A 17,730-nucleotide genomic window follows, 5' to 3' on the forward strand; every position below is an offset into this window, starting at 1 on the left:
GGTGCCGTCAGGTGCCCGGCTTGCGGCCGTAGACGTACACGTCGTCGCCCTTCTTCAGCAACGACCAGTACTTCTTGGCGTCGGTCTTCGTCATGTTGGCGCAGCCGTGCGAGCCGGGCGGGTTCCACATGCTGACGCCGACCGAGTGGAAGGCCTGGCCGCCGTCGAAGAACTGGCTGTAGGGCATCGGCACGTTGTAGATGGTCGACACGTGGTCGATGTTCCGCCAGTAGATCTTCTTCAGACCGGTACGGGTCTCATATCCGTTGCGGCCGGTACGGACCGGGACGGGACCGTAGACGAGCTTCTTGCCGTCCTGGATCCAGCTCAGCTGGAGCGTGAGGTTCACACAGGCGATCCGGCCCTTGTTGACGGGGCACTTGCCGGCCTTGTTCGGGTTCTTGCCCACGGCCCTCTGCTTCTGCATCAGGTCCATCACCCCCCAGGTGACGGAGCCCGCGTAGCCGATGTTCGGAGTGATCCCGTGCTTGGTCTGGAAGGCCCGGATCGCACGGCAGTCGGAGGGCGACTGCTTGCCGTCCACCGGCAGTCCGAGGAACTTCTCCACCTGCTTCTGATACGGGCCGGTCTGCGTCGTACAGGTCGCGGCCTGAGCCGGTGCCGCGGTGAACGCCACCGACAGCGGGGCCACCAGTCCCGCTACGCCGAGCGCGACGACACCCCGTCTGCGTATCTCCCCCATGAAAGGTCTCTCTCTTTCCCGCGTCTTCAGGTTGTGTTTTTTGCTAGACGTGCCGAGGGGGCCAGTGGTTGCACGCCTGTTCGCCTTTCGTTCCCGTGCTCGCGATCGCAGCGGTTGCCGTGGCTGCTGCGGCGGAGGAGTCTCGTTAGAGAGGCCTGCCACCTCGTAGGAGGTCACCATGAGCACCAGGGCACGTCCTGCCTTCGACGCCGAGACCCTGCGCCGGGGCATAGAGAGCCAGGAACCGACGGTCCTGCTGAACCTGTACGCCGACGACGCGGAGCTCCGCATCGTGGACCACACCGCCCAGCCGAGCCATCCGAAGGTCATGCACGGCCGTTCCGAGATCGGCGAGATGCTCGAGGACGTCTACAGCCGGGACATGACGCACAAGGTGGAGCAGGTCGTGGTCCAGGGCGACCAGGCCGCGTTCACCGAGTCCTGCGAGTACCCGGACGGGGTGAAGGTGCTGGCGAGCTCGATGCTGGAGCTGCGCGACGGAAAGATCGTCGAGCACACGCTGCTCCAGGCCTGGGACGAGTAGCCACAGAGCCTCCCCTGCCGCTCGTGCCGCCTCGCTCGCCTCGCCCGGGAGCGAGGCGGGCGCGGGAACGCGGGGATCCGGGGATGGATCGCGAGGATCTCGGGAATCGCGGGATCCGGGAATCGCGGGGAATGAGGGGAACGCGGGGACTGCTGGGAATCCAGCGACTGCGGGGAGCGGGGAACAGCGGGCGCGCGGAACAGCCCGGAGGGCCGGGGACCACGGAGCCGGGACGGGCTGGGGGCCCACCGGGCCCGCGGGGACGCGGGGACGCGGACGACGACGGCGACGGCGACGGCGACGGCGACGCCGACTGCAACGGCGCGCGCCCGACCCGGCATCGTCGCAGAGGCAGCGCGAGCACCACGCCGGTCGCTCCGACGCCCGACACTCGTCGCCGAGGCCTGCGAGACCTGGCGGGCCGAAGTCGCCTTCACGGAGCGGTTCGTGGCCGAGGCACCGAGCCTGGACATCACCAACGCCCACGACGAACCGGCGACGATCCGGGGTGGCGTCCCTGCGCGCGGTGCGCGTCCACATGATCGAGGAGTACGCGCAGCGGAACGGCCACGCCGATTCCTGCGCGCCGAGCCTGCGCGAGCGCATCGACGGCCGGGTCGGCCAATCGCCGCCTCGGACCGCCGCGTCGGCCAATAGCCGCCTCGAACAGCTCAGTCGAGGGCGCCGCGCAGCGCGGGCAGCAGTTCCTTCGCCGACCAGTCCAGGAAGGCGGACTGGGTGTCACCGCCGATCTGCACCAGGGCGACCTCGGTGAACCCGGCCTCCGCGTAGGGGCGTACGGCCTCGACGAAGTTCTCCGGGTCGTCGCCGCACGGGATGGACGCGGCGACGTCGTCCGGCGTGACGTACTGCGTGGCGGAGTCGAACGAATCCGGGTGCGGCAGTTCCGCGTTGACCTTCCAGCCGCCGCCGAACCAGCGGAACTGCTCATGGGCCCGCCGCACGGCCGCCTCGCGGTCCGGGTCGTAGCAGACGGGCAGCTGGCCCACCCGGGGCTTGCCCTCGCCGCCGTGCCGGTCGAAGGCCTCCAGCAGTTCCGCCTTGGGCTCGGTGGCGATGACGAGGTCGCCGAGATGGCCGGCGAGGGCGCAGGACCGTGCGCCGGAGACGGCGATGCCGATGGGCGGTGGCTGGTCCGGCAGGTCCCACAACTTGGCCGACTCCACGTCGAAGTACTCGCCGCGATGGTTGACGTGGCGGCCCCCGAAGAGCTCGCGGATGATCCGGACCGCCTCCTCGAGCCGGTCGACGCGGATATCGGCGGACGGCCAGCCCTCGCCCACGACGTGCTCGTTGAGGTTCTCGCCCGAGCCGAGCCCGAGCCGGAACCGGCCCTCGGACAGCAGCTGCAGCGTCGCCGCCTTCTGGGCCACCACGGCGGGGTGGTAGCGGAACGTAGGGCAGGTCACGTACGTCATGAGCGGGATCCGCGAGGTGGCCTGCGCGGCGGCGCCGAGGACGCTCCACGCGTACGGCGCGTGCCCCTGCGAGCGGAGCCAGGGGAAGTAGTGGTCGGAGGTCACCGAGAAATCGAAGCCGGCCTCCTCCGCCCGCACCACATGCTCGACGAGTTCACGGGGACCGGCCTGCTCGGTCATCATCGTGTATCCGATTTGCACCATAGGCCCCGCGTTCCCGAGCGGGCGCCGGGAAAACCGGACGGAGAACAGGCGCCACCCGGCTCCCGGAATCCTGGCTCCCCGAATCCCGGAATGCCGAATCCCGGCTCCCGGCTCCCGAATCCCGGCGGACGGTCACCGGCTCCCGCGGACGGTCACCGGCCGAGGTCACCGGTTGCGCAGGGCCCTGATGAGTTCTCCCTTGCTCATCGAGGACCGGCCGTCGATGCCGACCTTCTTCGCCTCGTCGTACAGCTCCTTCTTGGAGCGGTCCTCGTACGGCCCGCCCTTGCCGCCCTTGCGGCCGACGGACGAGCGGGAGCTGCCGGCCGCCTTGTTGGCGACGCGTGCGGCCTTCTCCTTGCCCGCGCCTTCGCGGCGCAGCGCTTCGTACGTCTTCTCGTCCTTGATCTGCGCCCTGGGCATGCGCTCTCACCTCCGGGTCCGATGCTGTCGCCTGCCCGGCACCTGTGGGCCGGACGCGGTTCGAGTACCCCGTGGTACGCACCCGCATCCCGCCCGTGTCGATCGGCGTCCACGGCACCCGGGCCGAGCCCGGATCAGCGGCCACGGGCCGGCGTCAGCCCCAGCTGGCCGAGTAGCGGCGGCGGTAGGCCCTGCGGTCCTGCTCCGACATGATCCAGCGGGTGGCGACCAGCGCGACCAGGCTGCCGGCGACGATCAGCAGTCCCGGGCCGAGGCTTTCCCGGCTCGCCAGCCGGTCGAGGAGGGTCTCCCCCTGAGAGCCGGCGATGGGTCCGAACCCGCCGGGGACGGCCGAGCCCGGCGCGGGCGCCGTCGAGGAGTCCGCGGAGGGTGCGGGGGGCGCGGCGGACGCGTTCCCGCCGGTGCCGGTCGGGAGCCCGCTGAGGCGGACGCCGAGCTGCTGCAACGCGGGACCGATCGGCTGGAAGAACGTGGTACCGCCCCGGCTGCAGTCACCGCTGCCGCCCGAGGTGACACCGATGGCCAGCCCCTCGGAGACCAGCGGACCGCCGCTGTCGCCGGGTTCCGCGCAGACCGTGGTCTCGATCAGCCCGGTCACGGTGCCCTCGGGGTAGTTCACGGTGGCGTTGAGCGCGGTGACCTGCCCGTCGCGCAGCCCGGTGGTGCTTCCGCTGCGGAAGACCCGCTGGCCGACGGATGCCTGGGCGGTGCCGGTGATGCTGATGCCCTGGCCGTTTCCGACGGCGACCACGTTGGGCGCGTCCGGCGGCTGACCGTTGGCGTACTGGATGAGGGAGTAGTCGCCGCCGGGGAAGCTGCCGGACACCGTGCGGCCGATCTGGTCGCTGCCCCTGCCCTCGCCGAACCAGATGGAGCCGACGGGTCCGCAGTGGCCGGCCGTGAGGATGAACGCGGTCTTGCCGTCGGTCACGTTGAAGCCCGCCGAACACCGCCCGGCGGTGCTCAGGAGGGCCTCGGCGCCGTTCAGCCGGGTGGTGAACGTGCCTTCGGTGCGTTCCATACGGACCGAGCCGCCGATGCTCTTGGCGACGGCGGCCACCTGGTCCCACTCCGCCTTGGAGACGGTGGTGTCGGCCTGGACGACGACCTCGTTGTTCTTGTAGTCGATGGACCAGGACGTGCCGGACACCTTGGGGGCATCGCTCAGGGTCTCGGTGGCGGAGCGCAGGTCGTCCATGCTGAAACGGACCATCTTGGGCTTGGCGCCGGCGCTCTTGACCTCGGCCGCCGTCCTGTCGTCGGTCACCGCGACGACCGGGTTGCCGTCCTTGTCGACCCAGTTCCCGGCGGTACGGGCCGTGCCGAGCTCCGTCACGAGGCCGGAGCCGGTGTCGGCGGCCTTGGTCAGGCTGGTCTTGGCGCCCGGCTGGACCGTCGCCGGCTCACTGGCGATGGCCTGCTGGACCATGAAACCCCCGCAGAGCAGTCCGCCGACGGCCGCCAGCCGCGCGATCCGCTGGACGTTCCGTCGTGCGTGCCGCCTCATTCATGACTCCCGAAGCCGTACCTGCCATTGCGTCAACACCCGGAAGCGCCTCGTCGGTTGAGCGCCCTCCTTCCATACGTGCGGCAGTGCCGTCCCGTTCACCGCGGACGGACCCGACTGGATCTTCGCGTGCGACAAGGTCCGGCGACCGTCGCACCGTCGCCCGGAATGTCAGCATGTGACGTAATCGACTGTTCTGTTCCGACCTGGTTGCGCCTACGCTCGTGCCCCGCCAGGTGGCGGGAGACTCCCGCAGCACGGCGGGGTCCTGTCCGGCCCGGTGACGGGGACAGTCGTGGGCACCCGCCGCAACCCTGCGCAAGGAGGCCAGGATGACCACGACTCCCCCGACGCTCACGCCCCCGCCCTTCGACCCGGAGCTGGCCGCGGCCCTCGCCGTGATGGGCGAAATGGCGCCGACGACGCTGACCCCGGAGATGCTCGCGTTCGCCCGGGCGGCCGAGGAGGCGGGGATGGACGGGCCGTTCCCCCTGATGACCAACGAGGAGATGAGCCGCGACGGCGCCTTCGAGGTCGAGGAGCGGTCGGTGCCCGGTCCCGAGGGCGCGCCGGAGATCTCGCTGCTCATCGTCAGGCCCACCCGGGTGCAGGGTCCGCGGCCGGTCATCTACCACACGCACGGCGGCGGCATGGTGCTCGGCAACAACCGGCTCGGCATGGAGGGCATGATCGACTGGGCGGAGGAGCTGGGCCTGGTCGTGGTGTCGGTCGAGTACCGGCGCGCCCCTGAGCACCCGCACCCGGCGCCCGTCGAGGACTGCTACGCGGGTCTGCTGTGGACGGCCGAGAACGCCAAGGAGATCGGCGCCGACCCGGACAGGATCATCCTGGCGGGCGGCAGCGCGGGCGGCGGCCTGGCGGCGGCGCTGGCGTTGATGGCGCGGGACCGCAAAGGCCCGTCCGCGATCGGCCAGATCCTGCTGTACCCGATGCTCGACGACCGCAACGACACCCCGTCCACGCATCAGATGGTCGGTCTCGGCATCTGGGACCGCGGGGCCAACGAGACCGGTTGGACCGCGCTGCTCGGTGAGGCGCGCGGCACCGCGGACGTCTCGCCGTACGCGGCCCCGGCCCGTGCCGAGGACCTGTCCGGGCTGCCCCCGGCCTACATCGACGCGGGTTCGGCGGAGACCTTCCGGGACGAGGACGTCGCCTACGCCTCCCGGATCTGGCAGGCGGGCGGCCATGCCGAGCTGCACATCTGGCCGGGCGGCTTCCACGCATTCGACGGACTCGCCCCGCAGGCGGCGCTCTCGCAGGACGCCCGGGCGGCCCGGCTGCGCTGGCTGCACCGGCTGCTGGGGGAGTGACCTGCGGCTCGGTGCCGTAGCAGGATGTCCCCATGGAAGAGCTGGCCGGGCGGCTGACCGCCCTGGATCCGGACGCCGGCGCCGCCGTCCGGGTCATCGCCTACTTCGACCGGCTGGTCGAGGGCCGCGCCGGGCTGGAGGCGCTGGTGCGCGGCGCGGCGGTGCTGTCCGGCTGTCCGGCCCGGCTCGTCGACCACGGTCGCGGCGTACGGGTCCGCGTCGAGGCCGACGGACGGCGGCGCGACGCGGCCGGTCCGGAGGACTCCGAGTGGCCGTCGGCGGCGTTGACCCCGGGCGGTGTGCCGGCGCTGTGGCTGGAGCGCACCGGTCCGCGCAGCGTCGTTGACGCCATGGTGCTGGAACGCGCGGCGAGCGCGGCCCGGCTGGTCCTTGACCGCACCCGGGGCCGCGCCCGGGCGCACATCGCCGCCGAGGACCCGGCGCTGCTGGAGACGCTGCTCGACCCCACCGCCCCGCAGGCGGCGCGGCTGCACGCGGCACGCGGTCTGGGTCTGGACCCGTCGGGGCGGGCGCGGGCCCTCGCCCTGCCGGACGGCCATCCGCGCGTGCAGCCATTCCCGGCATCGGACGGGCCGGGCCGCCCTCTCGGCGGCCGGTCCGGAGGGCTTTCGGGCGACGGCCGCGACGAGGGCACAGCGGGCGGCCAGGTCCTTGGGCCCGGTGTGCCGCCGGGGAGCCGTGTCGGCGTCGGCCCGGCCGTCCCCGTACCGGACCTCCATGAGTCCTGGGCCGCCGCGCGCACGGCCCTGCGGTTCACTGCCTACGGGACGGATCCGGGTCCGCGGACCGTGCACGCCGACGAACTCGGCACGCTCGCGCTGCTCGCCGAGGCGGTCGGGCCGGGCACCCGGCCGCCCGCCGACGTACGGGCCCTGGACAGCGCCGGCGCGGCGACGCCCTGGCTGCTGGCCACCCTGAACGCGGTGGTCTCCGCCCCCAGCCTGCGCACCGCGGCCACCGAGCTGAACCTGCACCACTCCACGTTGCAGGACCGGCTCAGCCATGCGGAGGCCCTTCTGGGCTGGTCCGTCCGCGACCCGCACGGCCGTCTGCGCCTCCAACTCGCCTTGATCGTAAGGCGACTGATGACGCATCAGGCGGCTTTTCCACCGGCTCACTGAGGGGGCCGGCCAGGTCCCTCTACGCCCGGGCAGACGTCCTTGAGTGCGCGTTCGCGCGGCGTGACCTCGTGCGCACATCCCCGGGGTCACCCGCCACCTCGGTGACCCCAGGGCTCCGGGTTCAGTGGCCGCGGTCGATCCACTCCTGGAGGTGTGGGGCCTCAGCGGCGATGGTCGTCGTGTCGCCGTGCCCCGTACGGACCGTGGTGTCCGGGGGCAGGGTGAGCAGTCGGTCGCGGATGGAGTCGATGATGGTGGGGAAGTCGCTGTAGGACCGTCCCGTGGCTCCCGGCCCGCCGTTGAACAACGTGTCACCGCTGAACAACGCCCCCAGCCCGGGCGCGTGCAGACACACCGCACCCGGAGCATGCCCCGGGGTGTGCAGCACGGTCAGCGCCGTCCCGGCGACCTCGATGACCTGCCCGTCACTCAACGAGGCGTCGGGCAGGCGCTCGGGATGGGTCTGCTTCCACAACGGCAGATCATCCGGGTGCAGCCAGATCGGCGCCCCCGCACCAGCCGCCAGCGCCGGAGCGGCGTCGATGTGGTCGTTGTGGGCGTGCGTGCACACGATCGCCCGCAGCCTCCGCCCGCCGACCGCGCCGGCGATCGCGTCCGCGTCATGGGCGGCGTCGATCACGATCACCTCGGTGTCGTCCCCGACGATCCACACATTGTTGTCCACCTCCCACGTCCCGCCGTCCAGCGAGAACGTGCCCGAGGTGACCAGATGCTCGATCCGGGCGGCCATCAGAAAACCACCACCGAGCGCAGCACATCACCGTGGTGCATCCGCTCGAACGCCTTCTCCACCTCATCCAGCGCGATGGTCTCCGTCACGAACGCATCCAGGTCCAGACGGCCCTGCAGATACAGGTCGATGAGCATCGGGAAATCGCGCGAGGGCAGGCAGTCGCCGTACCAAGACGACTTCAGCGACCCGCCCCGCCCGAAGACATCCAGCAGCGGCAGCTCCAGCTTCATCTCCGGCGTCGGCACCCCCACCAGCACCACCGTGCCGGCCAGATCACGGGCGTAGAAGGCCTGCCGGTAGGTTTCCGGACGGCCCACCGCCTCGATCACCACATCCGCGCCGAACCCCCCGGTCAGCTCCTGGATCGCCGCCACCGCATCGGCATCCTTTGAGTTGACCGTGTGCGTGGCACCCAGCTTCCTCGCCGTCTGCAGCTTGCGGTCGTCGATGTCCACCGCGATCACCTTCGCCGCGCCCGCCAGACTCGACCCCATGATCGCCGCACCGCCGACCCCGCCACAGCCGATCACCGCGACCGTGTCCCCACGCCCCACCTGACCGGTGTTGATCGCGGCACCGATGCCCGCCATCACCCCGCACCCCAGCAGACCCGCCGCCGCCGGCGAGGCCGCCGGATCCACCTTCGTACACTGCCCCGCCGCCACCAGCGTCTTCTCCGCGAACGCACCAATACCCAACGCGGGCGAGAGCTCAGTGCCGTCGGTCAGAGTCATCCTCTGCCCGGCGTTGTGCGTGCTGAAGCAGTACCACGGCCGCCCCCGCCTGCACGCCCGGCACTGACCACACACCGCACGCCAGTTGAGAATCACATAGTCACCCGGCGCGACCTCCGAGACCCCCTCCCCCACCGACTCCACCACACCCGCCGCCTCATGCCCCAGCAGGAACGGGAACTCATCACTGATCCCACCCTCCCGGTAATGCAGATCCGTGTGGCACACCCCGCAGGCCTGCACCTTCACCACGGCCTCGCCGGGCCCGGGGTCGGGGACGACGATCGTCTCCACGCTCACGGGGGCGCCCTTCCCCCGCGCGACGACAGCACGGACCTGGTGAGCCATGGCCACTCCTCAGTTCGGTACGAGACCCGAGTCCCTGACGTTTCTCATTACGGCACATATTTCATGTGCCGCAACACAGCATCGTGGAGCGCCCCACCGGGGTCAAGGATGCTGCGCACGCCGCCGGGGCAGGAGAAGGGCAGTCCGATCGAGAGGATCCACGCATGACCGAGTGGCAGCTGACCGAGACGTTCCCCAGCACCTCGGGCGAGGTCCGCTGGGACCGCCTGGGGGACCCCGGCCGGCCGCCGGTGGTCCTGCTGCACGGCACCCCCTTCTCCTCTTATGTCTGGCGCGCGGTGGCCCGCGCACTCGCTCGAGACCACCAGGTGTTCGTCTGGGACATGCCCGGATACGGAGCGTCGGAGAAGTTCCCGGGCCAGGAGGTGTCCCTGGCCGCGCAGGGCCGGGTCTTCGCCCAGCTCCTCGACCACTGGGGACTGGCGGAACCGCTCGTGGTCGCCCATGACTTCGGTGGTGCCGTCTCCCTGCGGGCGCATCTGCTGCACGGCGCCCGCTACCGCGCGCTCGCCCTGGTCGACCCGGTGGCGCTGGCCCCGTGGGGGAGTTCCTTCTTCCGGCTCGTCGGTGAGCACGCCCAGGTCTTCGAGCAACTGCCTCCGGCCCTGCACCGGGCCCTCGTCCGCGAGTACATCGGCTCCGCGAGCGGTCCGGGTCTGCATCCGGCGGTGCTCGACCGGCTCGTCGAGCCCTGGCTCGGCGAACCGGGCCAGGGCGCCTTCTACCGGCAGATCGCCCAGGCCGACCAGCGCCACACCGACGAGATCCAGGACCGGTACTCCGAGATCCACATCCCGGCGCTGATCTGCTGGGGCGAGGACGACGCGTGGATTCCCGCCACGAAGGGCCGGGAGCTCTGCGGCCTCATCCCCGGCGCGCGCTGGGAGCCGATCGCGGGCGCGGGCCACCTGGTGCAGGAGGACGCCGCCGCGGACCTCACCGCCGCCCTCATCGCCTTCCTGCGGCAGCCGTACCGGGCGTGAACCGGCGTGAGAACTCCGGCCTCCACTGCGGCGGCCGCCAGATCCCGGCGACTACGCCGTACCTGTGTGGTCGATGACGGACGAACCGCTGCCGCGCCCCGCGCGGGGGTCAACTTCGTCTGATCTCCGTGGCGGCGCGGCGCAGGGCGGCAAGGACAACGCGGACGGCTCGGCGGGCCGTGCGTTCGGGGCGGTGGAGTGCGTCGATGTGGCGCCGGGCGTGCACGCCGGTGAGGGGCCGCAGGACGACGTCGGGGTGGCGACGCGCCGTCCAGCGGGGCATCAGGGCGATGCCGCCGCCGGCGGCGACCACCTCCGCGACGACGGCAAACTCGTTGATGCGGTGGACGATGTCGAGTCGCCGGTGGGCGGCGGCCGCGATCGCCTCGACGGTGGCCATCAGCGGAAAGCCGTCGTGGACGGTGATCCAGGGCTGGTCGGCGACGTCGCCGGGGGTGAGGCGCCGCTTGGCGGTCAGCGGGTGGTGGGCGGGCAGGGCGACGTCGAGCGGTTCGTGCAGCAGCGTGGTCGCGGAGACGGTGGCCGACCAGGGCGGGGCGTGGTCGAGCCGGTGGGCGAGGACGATGTCGTAGTCCCGGGTCAGGGGCGGGAAGTCGTTCTGCGCCACGTCCTCGTCGTGGAGCGCGGGCCGCGGGGACCCGGGTTCGGCGAGGGCGCGCAGCAGATGGGGGTAGAAGGCGGCGGCCGCGCTGTGGAAGGCCGCGACCGAGACGGTGCCGCCGGGCTGGTCGAGGAACACCTCCGCCGGCCGGGCCAGCCTGCTGCTGGGCACCGAACCCGTGTGGGCGGCCGCCATCGGGATCGGCCTCGGCGGGGAGCGGCTCACCGTCCTCACCGCGCTCGGCGCGGTCCTGATGGTCGTCGGCACCTACTGGGGCCAGGCCGTCGAACACGCCCACCGCAACTCCCGCCCCGTGAAAGGATCTTCCCCATGGCCGACCACGACACCTACCAGCGTCTGATCACGCTGCTCGACGAGGCGGCGATCCCCTACGACCTCATCGACCACGCTCCCGAAGGGGCCACCGAGGCCGTGTGTGCGCTGCGCGGCCATCCGGAGTCGGAGGCGGCCAAGTGCATCGTCCTGAGGGTCAAGCTCGACCGCCGCACCACACGTCATGTGCTCGCCGTGGTACCCGGAGACCGCCGCGTCGACCTGGACGCCGTACGGGAGTTGTACGGTGCCCGCTACGTCGGTTTCAGCGACGCGGTCACCGCGGAGCGTCTGGCGCGGTCCGTGCCCGGCACGGTCCTGCCGTTCAGCTTCGACCCCGACCTCGAACTCGTCGCCGACCCGGAGGTCGTCGCCCAGCCGAAGCTGTACTTCAACGCGGCGCGGCTGGACCGGTCGTTGGTCATGTCGGGGGCGGACTACGCCGAGCTCGCCCGGCCGCGCGTCGCGGGGATCGCGGGGCAGCCCTCGGTGTGAGGGCCGCCGCCCGTGAGTCGAGTCGGGCGCTGCCACGGCTGCCGGGCGGCGGACGGCGACCGGGGCGTCAACTGTGCGATGCGCCGGGCCAGATGGCCGAGGCGTCGTCGCGATGGGGGTCGGGCAGCCGGATCGGCCGGACGGGAACGGCACGGCTGCGGCCTTCCGTGACGGCCGTCCACGGGGCGGGGTGGCCGGAGTAGCTCAGGGTGGTCAGGGCGAAGACGCCGTCGGCGTAGACCTCGACGTACTCACCGACGGTGAGGATCCGCAGGGTCCCGGCGGGCTCGGACAGGACGGTCTCGCCGAGCCGGGTGCCGTCGGGTCCGCCGACCCAGAGGTTCTTGCCGTCACAGCCGACGACGAGCGCGGGGGTGCCGCCGTCCGGGGTGTCGGTGCGCACGGTGACCTCGACGGGACCGGTGATGCCGAGGTCGCCGACGGCGTGGAGGGCGGGCCGGCAGGTCTCCTCACCGAGCCAGCTGTTCAGGCCGGGCCACCATTCCAGCCGGGGCGCCGCGTCCGCCGGTGTGACGAGGAGTTTCGGCTGGGCGAGCATGCCGCGGCAGCGTTCCCCGCAGTCGGTGAGGCCGACGCGCCGGGGTGTGGTGTGCAGGACGACGCGGGAGCCGTCGGGCGCGGCTATGACGCGCGGGGCGTAGGCGCCGGTCGGACCGAGCGGGCCCCGGCGGGTCCACGGCCCCCGCAGCCGGGGTGCCGTCCATGACTCGAAGCCGCGGGTCGCGCCGATCGACCCGAGGAGCAACCAGCTGCCGTCGTCGAGCCGTTCCAGGACCGGGCATTCCAACTCGTTGATGTCGCCCGGGGAGATGAGCGGCGGGTGGACCGTCCAGTGCTCCAGGTCGTCAGAGGTCGCCAGGCCCACACAGCCGCTGGTCTCGGCCGGCAGGGCGGCGTCCGCCGCGCAGACGACCATGACCCAGCCGTCGCTCTCGTCGTCGGGCACGACGAACGGGTCGCGCCAGCCCATGCGTTCACCGGTGCGGTACCAGCGCGGGTCGGCCTCGGCGACGGGTGCGGTGGCGTGGCGGCGCCAGCCGGTGCCGTCGAAGCGCTCGGAGTAGGCGAGTCCGACCGCCTGGAGCGGCCAGCCACCGGGCGTCAGCCCGGAGACCCCCGTGTAGAACATGGCCATCCGGTCGCCGTGCCGGAACGGATGCATGGTCCACACCGCCTGCTGGTCGAACCGGCCGGGCAGACCGTTGCCGAACACGGTGCCCTCGGGGCGCCAGTGGACCAGGTCGGTGGAGGTGGCGCGGCCGAACGAGGTCTCCATCCGCAGATGGTCGAACTCTGCCGTCCAGGGGCCCTGCAGATGCAGTACCGAATACGTGCCGTCCTCGTCGCGGAGCACGGCGAAGTCGTTCACGCAGAGGCCGGGCGGGGCGTATCGCATGCGCAGTTCCTGTCGACTCACAGCGCTCAAACGCGTGCGCAGAGCGTGGGCTGGTTGAGTATCAGTTGAGAAGCGACCCAAGTAAATCTGAACGCAAACGCTTGCGCAACAACGAGGGCGGCATTACGGTCACGTCACCCACAGAACACACCGATGTGAAATCGAAGGGGGAACCGCGCCGTGACGGTCAGCATCACCGACGTCGCCCGCGCCGCCGGAGTCTCGGCGTCCACCGTGTCCCGCGCACTGCGCGGCCGGCCGGGCGTGTCCGACGAGGTGCGGGCGCAGATCGCGGCCGTCGCCGCCGAACTGGGCTACACCGCCTCGCGTTCGGCCTCGAGCCTGGCCAGCGGGCGCACCTACACCATCGGGGTGGTCGCCCCGTACATCGGCCGCTGGTTCTTCGGGACCGTGCTGGACGCCGCCGAGCAGATCCTCAGCGCGGCCGGCTACGACGTCCTGCTGTACAACCTGGGTTCGCCGGAGGCACGCAAGCGTTTCTTCACCAAACTTCCGGTGCGCAAGCGGGTGGACGCGGTGCTGTCACTGCTGATTCCCGACCCGGAGGAGACCGACGCGCTGCTTTCCCTGGGGGTGCCGCTGGCCACCACCGTGGGCGGTGCCCGGGACGGTTTCGTGGTGGTCGGCATCGACGACCGGGCCGGTGCCGAGAGCGCGGTGCGTCACCTGGTGAACCTCGGCCACCGCCGGATCGGCATGATCTCCGGGGCCAGCGGGCCGCTGCACTGGACCACTCCGATAGACCGGCGCCAGGCCTACCTGGATGTGCTGGCCGACGCCGGTATCCCGCACGATCCGGCCCTGGAGGCGGACGGCGGCTACACCGTCGAGGGCGGTGAGCAGGCCATGACGGAGTTGCTCGCCGGGTCCCGGCCGCCGACGGCGGTGTTCGCCCAGTCCGACGAGATGGCGATGGGCGCTCTGCGCGCCCTGCGCCGTCACCGGCTGCGGGTGCCGGACGACGTGTCCGTCGTCGGCTTCGACGACCATGAACTCGCCGAAGTCATAGGGCTGACCACCGTCGCCCAGCCGGTCGCCGGTCAGGGCGCCGAGGCCGCCCGGCTGCTGCTGCGCCGGCTCGACGAGCCGGACGCCGAGCTCCCCGGTCATGTGCAGATGCCCATACGGCTCGTCCTGCGCGAGACCACCGCTCCACCCAGCCCTCGCGGACCCCAGTGACCCGCGCCGGCCTCGACAACCCGCGCGGGTCCCGGTAACCGCGCGGACGCCGCTGATCCGCGCGGGCCCGCACTGGTCCCGCGCGGCACCCGGGTCAACCGCGTCCTCGAACGCCCAGCACCCGGAACCACCCCGTACCCACATCGACCCTCACCCAGTACCGACGCACGGAGGCACCACCATGAACGCCGGAAACAGAAGGCTGCGTCACGCCGCCCGTACGAGCCTGGCTCTCACCCTCCCGCTGGCGGCGCTGGCCGCCTGCGGTGGCGGCAGCGGCACCGACGCCTCCGCCGAGGCGGGCACCGGCAAGGGCACGATCAGCGTCTGGGCCCATCAGGGGCAGAAGAGCGAGGACGCCGCCCTGCAGAAGGCGGTGCAGTCCTTCAACTCCTCGCAGGACAAGATCAAGGTCGAGCTGAAGCTGATACCCGGCAACGACTACACCAAGACCATCACCGCCACCGACGCCTCCAAGCTGCCGGACGTGATGGAGTTCGACGGCCCCACGATGGCGAACTTCGTCTACAACAAGAAGCTCGCCCCGATCGACACCTACGTCTCCGCCAAGACCATGGACAACGCCGCCGCCGCGAGCAAGGCGCAGGGCGAGATCGACGGCAAGCACTACGGCCTGGGCATGTACGACTCCGGGCTCGGCATCTACGGCAACAAGAAGCTGCTGGACGCGGCCGGGGTGAAGTATCCCAAGGGTCTGTCCGACGACTGGACCGCGGAGCAGTTCACCGCCGCGCTGGGCGCGCTGAAGGCCAAGGACCCGGACGGCAAGGTCCTCGACATTCAGGAGGCCAACGGGCTCTCCAACGAGTGGGGCACCTACGGTTTCTCGCCCATCGTCTGGTCCGCCGGCGGTGCCCTGCTGAAGGACGGCAAGGCCGAAGGCGCCCTCGACTCCCCCGCCGTGGTCTCCGCGCTGAAGACCTTCCAGTCCTGGAAGCCCTCTGTCGACCCCAACACCGACGGGAACGCCTTCGCCAAGGGCCGGGTGGCCCTGAGCTGGGTCGGCCACTGGATGTACCCCGCCTACAGCGAGGCCCTCGGCGAGGACCTCGTCGTTCTGCCGCTGCCCGACTTCGGCAACGGCCCCAAGTCCGGCCAGGGCTCCTGGGCCTGGGGCATCGGCGCCAACACCAAGAACGCCAAGGCGGCCGGCGCCTTCCTCGACACCCTCCTGAACGACGCCAACGTCACCGCCATGACGACGGCCAACGGCGCCCCGCCCGCGACGAAGTCAGCCCTCGCCCAGAGCACCCTGTACCGCGAGGGTGGTCCGCTGCGGCTCTACGCGGACCAGCTCGCCAAGCCCTGCGGCGACAGCGACATCACCGAGTCCTGTGTCGCCGTGACCCGCCCGGTCACGGCCGGATACCCCACGGTCACCGCCAAGTTCAGCGAGGCCCTGAACTCCGTCTACGGCGGTGCCGACCCGAAGGAGGCCCTGGCCAAGGCGGCCCGCGCCATCGACCAGGACTTCTCCGACAACGCCGGCTACCAGATCCCGTAGGACCCATCGGCCGGGGCGGGCACGCGCAGGAGCGGCCCGCCCCCGCCGGGAACAGGACCACCCGTGAATTCCGTGGAACCCGCGCACGCCGCGCCGCCCGGCCACGAACAGGCGGCCCCACCCGAGACACCCGACGGGCCCGCCCGCCCCGCGAGTTCGGCGCGTCCCGCCCGATCGGCGCGGTCGACGCGCAAGAGCCGCGACGGGGTGCACGGACTGCTGATGTCCACGCCGGCCGTCGTCGGTCTCATCGCCTTCGTCGGTGTCCCGTTCGTCTACGCCGTGGTGCTCTCCTTCTACAACGTCCGCCTCGGGTCCCCGCTGGCGCCCACCTTCTTCGGCCTGGAGCAGTACCGGCGCCTGTTCACCGATCCGGATCTGTCCGGCCCGTTCCTGCGGGCCCTGCTGAACAACCTGACCTTCGCCGTGGTCGTCGTACCGCTCCAGACCGGTCTGGCGCTGGCGCTGGCGGTGCTGCTGAACCGCAAGCTCAAGGCCATCGGCGTCTTCCGGTCCTTCTTCTTCATGCCGGTCGTCTTCCCCATGGCGCTGGTCGCGGTCATCTGGCGGCTGATCCTCGCCCGCAGCGACCAGGGCATGCTCAACTCGGCGTTGGACGCGGTCAGTTTCGGCAACTGGGGTGCCTTCGACTGGCTCGGTGACACCGCCACCGCGATGGCGTCGATCATCGTGCTGTCGGTGTGGCAGGGCGTCGGCTTCCAGATGGTCATCCTGCTCGCCGGGCTGCAGCAGATCCCGGGCGAGCTCTACGAGGCCGCCCAACTCGACCGCGCCACCCGCTGGCAGCAGTTCCGCCACGTCACCCTGCCCGGCATCCGCGGCACCCTCGTCTTCGTCGCCCTGCTCACGTCCGTGCTCTCCTTCCGCGTCTTCGACCAGGTCTACGTACTCGTCAAGGGCGGCGGGCTGGACGAGGACGCCACACGCACCGTGATGTACCAGGCCGTCACGACCGCATTCGACCAGAACAACATCGGCCAGGCGTCGGCGATCACGGTCGTCTTCTTCCTGATCGTCGTCGTCCTGACCCTGATCCAACGCCGCGTCGTCCGGCCCGCACACGAGGACTGACCCATGGCCATGACCCGTACACCGCTGCGGCGTTCCCTCGACTACGCCGTGCTCGGCGTCCTGTCGTTCATCTTCGCGCTGCCCGTGCTGTACCTGTTCCTGGGCAGTTTCAAGCCCTCCGACGAAGTCCTCGACGGCCTGTCCGGTTTCCTGCCCACCCATCTCTCGTTCGACAACTACGCGGCCGTGCTGCGCAGCTTCGACTCCGACAGCACCGGCTACTTCTGGCAGTTCATGGCCATCTCCCTGGGGGTCGCGTTCGTCGTGGTGACGGGCGGACTGTTCGTCAACTCGATGGCCGCGTACGGCATGTCCCGGCTGAAGTGGCGCGGCCGGGAAGCCGTGTTCACCCTGGTCCTGCTGCTGATGCTGGTCCCGTTCGAGTCGGTGGCCGTACCGCTCTTCTACCTGTTCAACGACCAGCGCAACACCCTGTACATCCAGGCGATCCCCTTCATCGCCAACGCCTTCTCGATCTACCAGTTCCACACGTTCTTCCGCTCCATCCCGCCGAGCATCGAGGAGGCGGCCCGGTTGGACGGGGCGGGGCCCTGGCGCACCTTCTTCGCGATCATCGTGCCGATGTCGAAGCCGGTGTTCGCGTCGGTCGCGATCCTGACCTTCCTCACCCAATGGGGGTCCTTCCTGTGGCCTGTCCTGATGGTCTCCGACCCGTCGGTCCGCCCGCTGCCCCTGCAGATGAGTGTCTTCCAGGCTCAACTCCCCCTGGACTGGGGCCAGATCCTCGCCTTCGGTGTGCTGCTCGTGCTGCCCGTGCTGGTGGTGTTCGTCTTCTTCCAGCGGTGGTTCGTCCAGGGAGTCGCCAGTTCCGCCGTCAAGGGCTGAGAACACCGGTGGGAGGCCGGCCACTGAGCGCCGAGCCGTGTAC

General features: G+C 71.1%; 19 protein-coding genes. 11 read left to right on the forward strand and 8 right to left on the reverse strand.

The window, feature by feature from the left end; all coding sequences use genetic code 11:
* Positions 1–7: 7 nt before the first annotated feature.
* The gene (locus tag EF387_RS00605) at positions 8–703 is read right to left on the reverse strand and encodes a L,D-transpeptidase family protein (protein WP_128374459.1); all 696 of its coding nucleotides are present in this window, start codon (positions 701–703) and stop codon (positions 8–10) included.
* 178 nt (positions 704–881) lie between these two features.
* Between EF387_RS00605 and EF387_RS00610 the strand changes: the two genes are divergently transcribed.
* Both EF387_RS00610 and EF387_RS49905 read left to right on the forward strand, forming a co-directional pair.
* Positions 882–1,247, forward strand: a complete 366-nt coding sequence (locus EF387_RS00610) for a nuclear transport factor 2 family protein (protein ID WP_128374460.1) — start codon at positions 882–884, stop codon at positions 1,245–1,247.
* 526 nt (positions 1,248–1,773) lie between these two features.
* Positions 1,774–2,022: a hypothetical protein gene (locus tag EF387_RS49905; protein WP_420802509.1), complete on the forward strand. Its 249-nt coding sequence runs from the start codon at positions 1,774–1,776 to the stop codon at positions 2,020–2,022.
* Here EF387_RS49905 and EF387_RS00620 read toward each other — a convergent pair.
* From EF387_RS00620 to EF387_RS00630, 3 genes are all read right to left on the reverse strand, one after another.
* Positions 1,919–2,890 carry an LLM class F420-dependent oxidoreductase gene (locus EF387_RS00620; protein ID WP_128374461.1) on the reverse strand — a complete coding sequence of 324 codons (972 nt, stop codon included), beginning with the start codon at positions 2,888–2,890 and terminating at the stop codon, positions 1,919–1,921. The genes EF387_RS49905 and EF387_RS00620 overlap by 104 nt on opposite strands.
* A 165-nt stretch (positions 2,891–3,055) precedes the next feature.
* Complete coding sequence (locus EF387_RS00625) at positions 3,056–3,313, reverse strand: DUF7218 family protein (RefSeq protein WP_128374462.1); 258 nt, start codon at positions 3,311–3,313, stop codon at positions 3,056–3,058.
* 154 nt (positions 3,314–3,467) lie between these two features.
* Positions 3,468–4,841 (reverse strand): S1 family peptidase, encoded by a 1,374-nt coding sequence (locus EF387_RS00630; protein WP_128374463.1) that lies wholly within the window; start codon positions 4,839–4,841, stop codon positions 3,468–3,470.
* Positions 4,842–5,173: 332 nt separating this feature from the next.
* Here EF387_RS00630 and EF387_RS00635 point away from each other — a divergent pair, with 332 nt between their 5' ends.
* Both EF387_RS00635 and EF387_RS00640 read left to right on the forward strand, forming a co-directional pair.
* Positions 5,174–6,175: an alpha/beta hydrolase gene (locus EF387_RS00635; protein WP_128374464.1), complete on the forward strand. Its 1,002-nt coding sequence runs from the start codon at positions 5,174–5,176 to the stop codon at positions 6,173–6,175.
* Positions 6,176–6,207: 32 nt separating this feature from the next.
* Entirely contained in the window at positions 6,208–7,317 is a 1,110-nt protein-coding gene (locus tag EF387_RS00640) for a PucR family transcriptional regulator (RefSeq protein WP_128374465.1), read from the forward strand.
* 121 nt (positions 7,318–7,438) lie between these two features.
* Here the strand turns inward: EF387_RS00640 and EF387_RS00645 are convergent, their stop codons facing one another.
* Both EF387_RS00645 and EF387_RS00650 read right to left on the reverse strand, forming a co-directional pair.
* The gene (locus EF387_RS00645; RefSeq protein ID WP_128374466.1) at positions 7,439–8,068 is read right to left on the reverse strand and encodes an MBL fold metallo-hydrolase; all 630 of its coding nucleotides are present in this window, start codon (positions 8,066–8,068) and stop codon (positions 7,439–7,441) included.
* Positions 8,068–9,153 carry an S-(hydroxymethyl)mycothiol dehydrogenase gene (locus EF387_RS00650; protein ID WP_128374467.1) on the reverse strand — a complete coding sequence of 362 codons (1,086 nt, stop codon included), beginning with the start codon at positions 9,151–9,153 and terminating at the stop codon, positions 8,068–8,070. The genes EF387_RS00645 and EF387_RS00650 overlap by 1 nt, the downstream gene beginning before the upstream one ends.
* A 164-nt stretch (positions 9,154–9,317) precedes the next feature.
* Here EF387_RS00650 and EF387_RS00655 point away from each other — a divergent pair, with 164 nt between their 5' ends.
* Entirely contained in the window at positions 9,318–10,157 is an 840-nt protein-coding gene (locus tag EF387_RS00655) for an alpha/beta fold hydrolase (RefSeq protein ID WP_128374468.1), read from the forward strand.
* Positions 10,158–10,266: 109 nt separating this feature from the next.
* Here EF387_RS00655 and EF387_RS00660 read toward each other — a convergent pair whose 3' ends face one another.
* Entirely contained in the window at positions 10,267–11,046 is a 780-nt protein-coding gene (locus EF387_RS00660; RefSeq protein ID WP_420802503.1) for a LysR family transcriptional regulator substrate-binding protein, read from the reverse strand.
* On the opposite strand from EF387_RS00660, the gene EF387_RS00665 reads away from it, so the two are divergent.
* Positions 10,958–11,140, forward strand: coding sequence for a hypothetical protein (locus EF387_RS00665; protein WP_420802504.1), 183 nt, complete (start codon positions 10,958–10,960; stop codon positions 11,138–11,140). The genes EF387_RS00660 and EF387_RS00665 overlap by 89 nt on opposite strands.
* Positions 11,110–11,607 (forward strand): YbaK/EbsC family protein, encoded by a 498-nt coding sequence (locus EF387_RS00670; RefSeq protein WP_128374471.1) that lies wholly within the window; start codon positions 11,110–11,112, stop codon positions 11,605–11,607. The genes EF387_RS00665 and EF387_RS00670 overlap by 31 nt, the downstream gene beginning before the upstream one ends.
* Positions 11,608–11,674: 67 nt before the next feature.
* Here EF387_RS00670 and EF387_RS00675 read toward each other — a convergent pair whose 3' ends face one another.
* Positions 11,675–13,024: a glycoside hydrolase family protein gene (locus EF387_RS00675; RefSeq protein WP_128374472.1), complete on the reverse strand. Its 1,350-nt coding sequence runs from the start codon at positions 13,022–13,024 to the stop codon at positions 11,675–11,677.
* A 180-nt stretch (positions 13,025–13,204) separates the two neighbouring features.
* Between EF387_RS00675 and EF387_RS00680 the strand changes: the two genes are divergently transcribed.
* From EF387_RS00680 to EF387_RS00695, 4 genes are all read left to right on the forward strand, one after another.
* A complete protein-coding gene (locus EF387_RS00680; RefSeq protein ID WP_128374473.1) occupies positions 13,205–14,224 on the forward strand; it encodes a LacI family DNA-binding transcriptional regulator in 1,020 nt (339 codons plus the stop codon).
* A gap of 181 nt (positions 14,225–14,405) precedes the next feature.
* Entirely contained in the window at positions 14,406–15,749 is a 1,344-nt protein-coding gene (locus tag EF387_RS00685; protein WP_128374474.1) for an ABC transporter substrate-binding protein, read from the forward strand.
* A 63-nt stretch (positions 15,750–15,812) separates the two neighbouring features.
* On the forward strand, positions 15,813–16,841 hold the full coding sequence (locus EF387_RS00690; RefSeq protein ID WP_202918102.1) for a carbohydrate ABC transporter permease: 1,029 nt from the start codon (positions 15,813–15,815) through the stop codon (positions 16,839–16,841).
* Between the two features lie 3 nt (positions 16,842–16,844).
* A complete protein-coding gene (locus EF387_RS00695; RefSeq protein ID WP_128374475.1) occupies positions 16,845–17,687 on the forward strand; it encodes a carbohydrate ABC transporter permease in 843 nt (280 codons plus the stop codon).
* The last annotated feature ends 43 nt before the right edge of the window (positions 17,688–17,730 follow it).

Origin of the sequence: Streptomyces cavernae, from assembly GCF_004023625.1 — a bacterium.
GTDB lineage: Bacteria > Actinomycetota > Actinomycetes > Streptomycetales > Streptomycetaceae > Streptomyces > Streptomyces cavernae.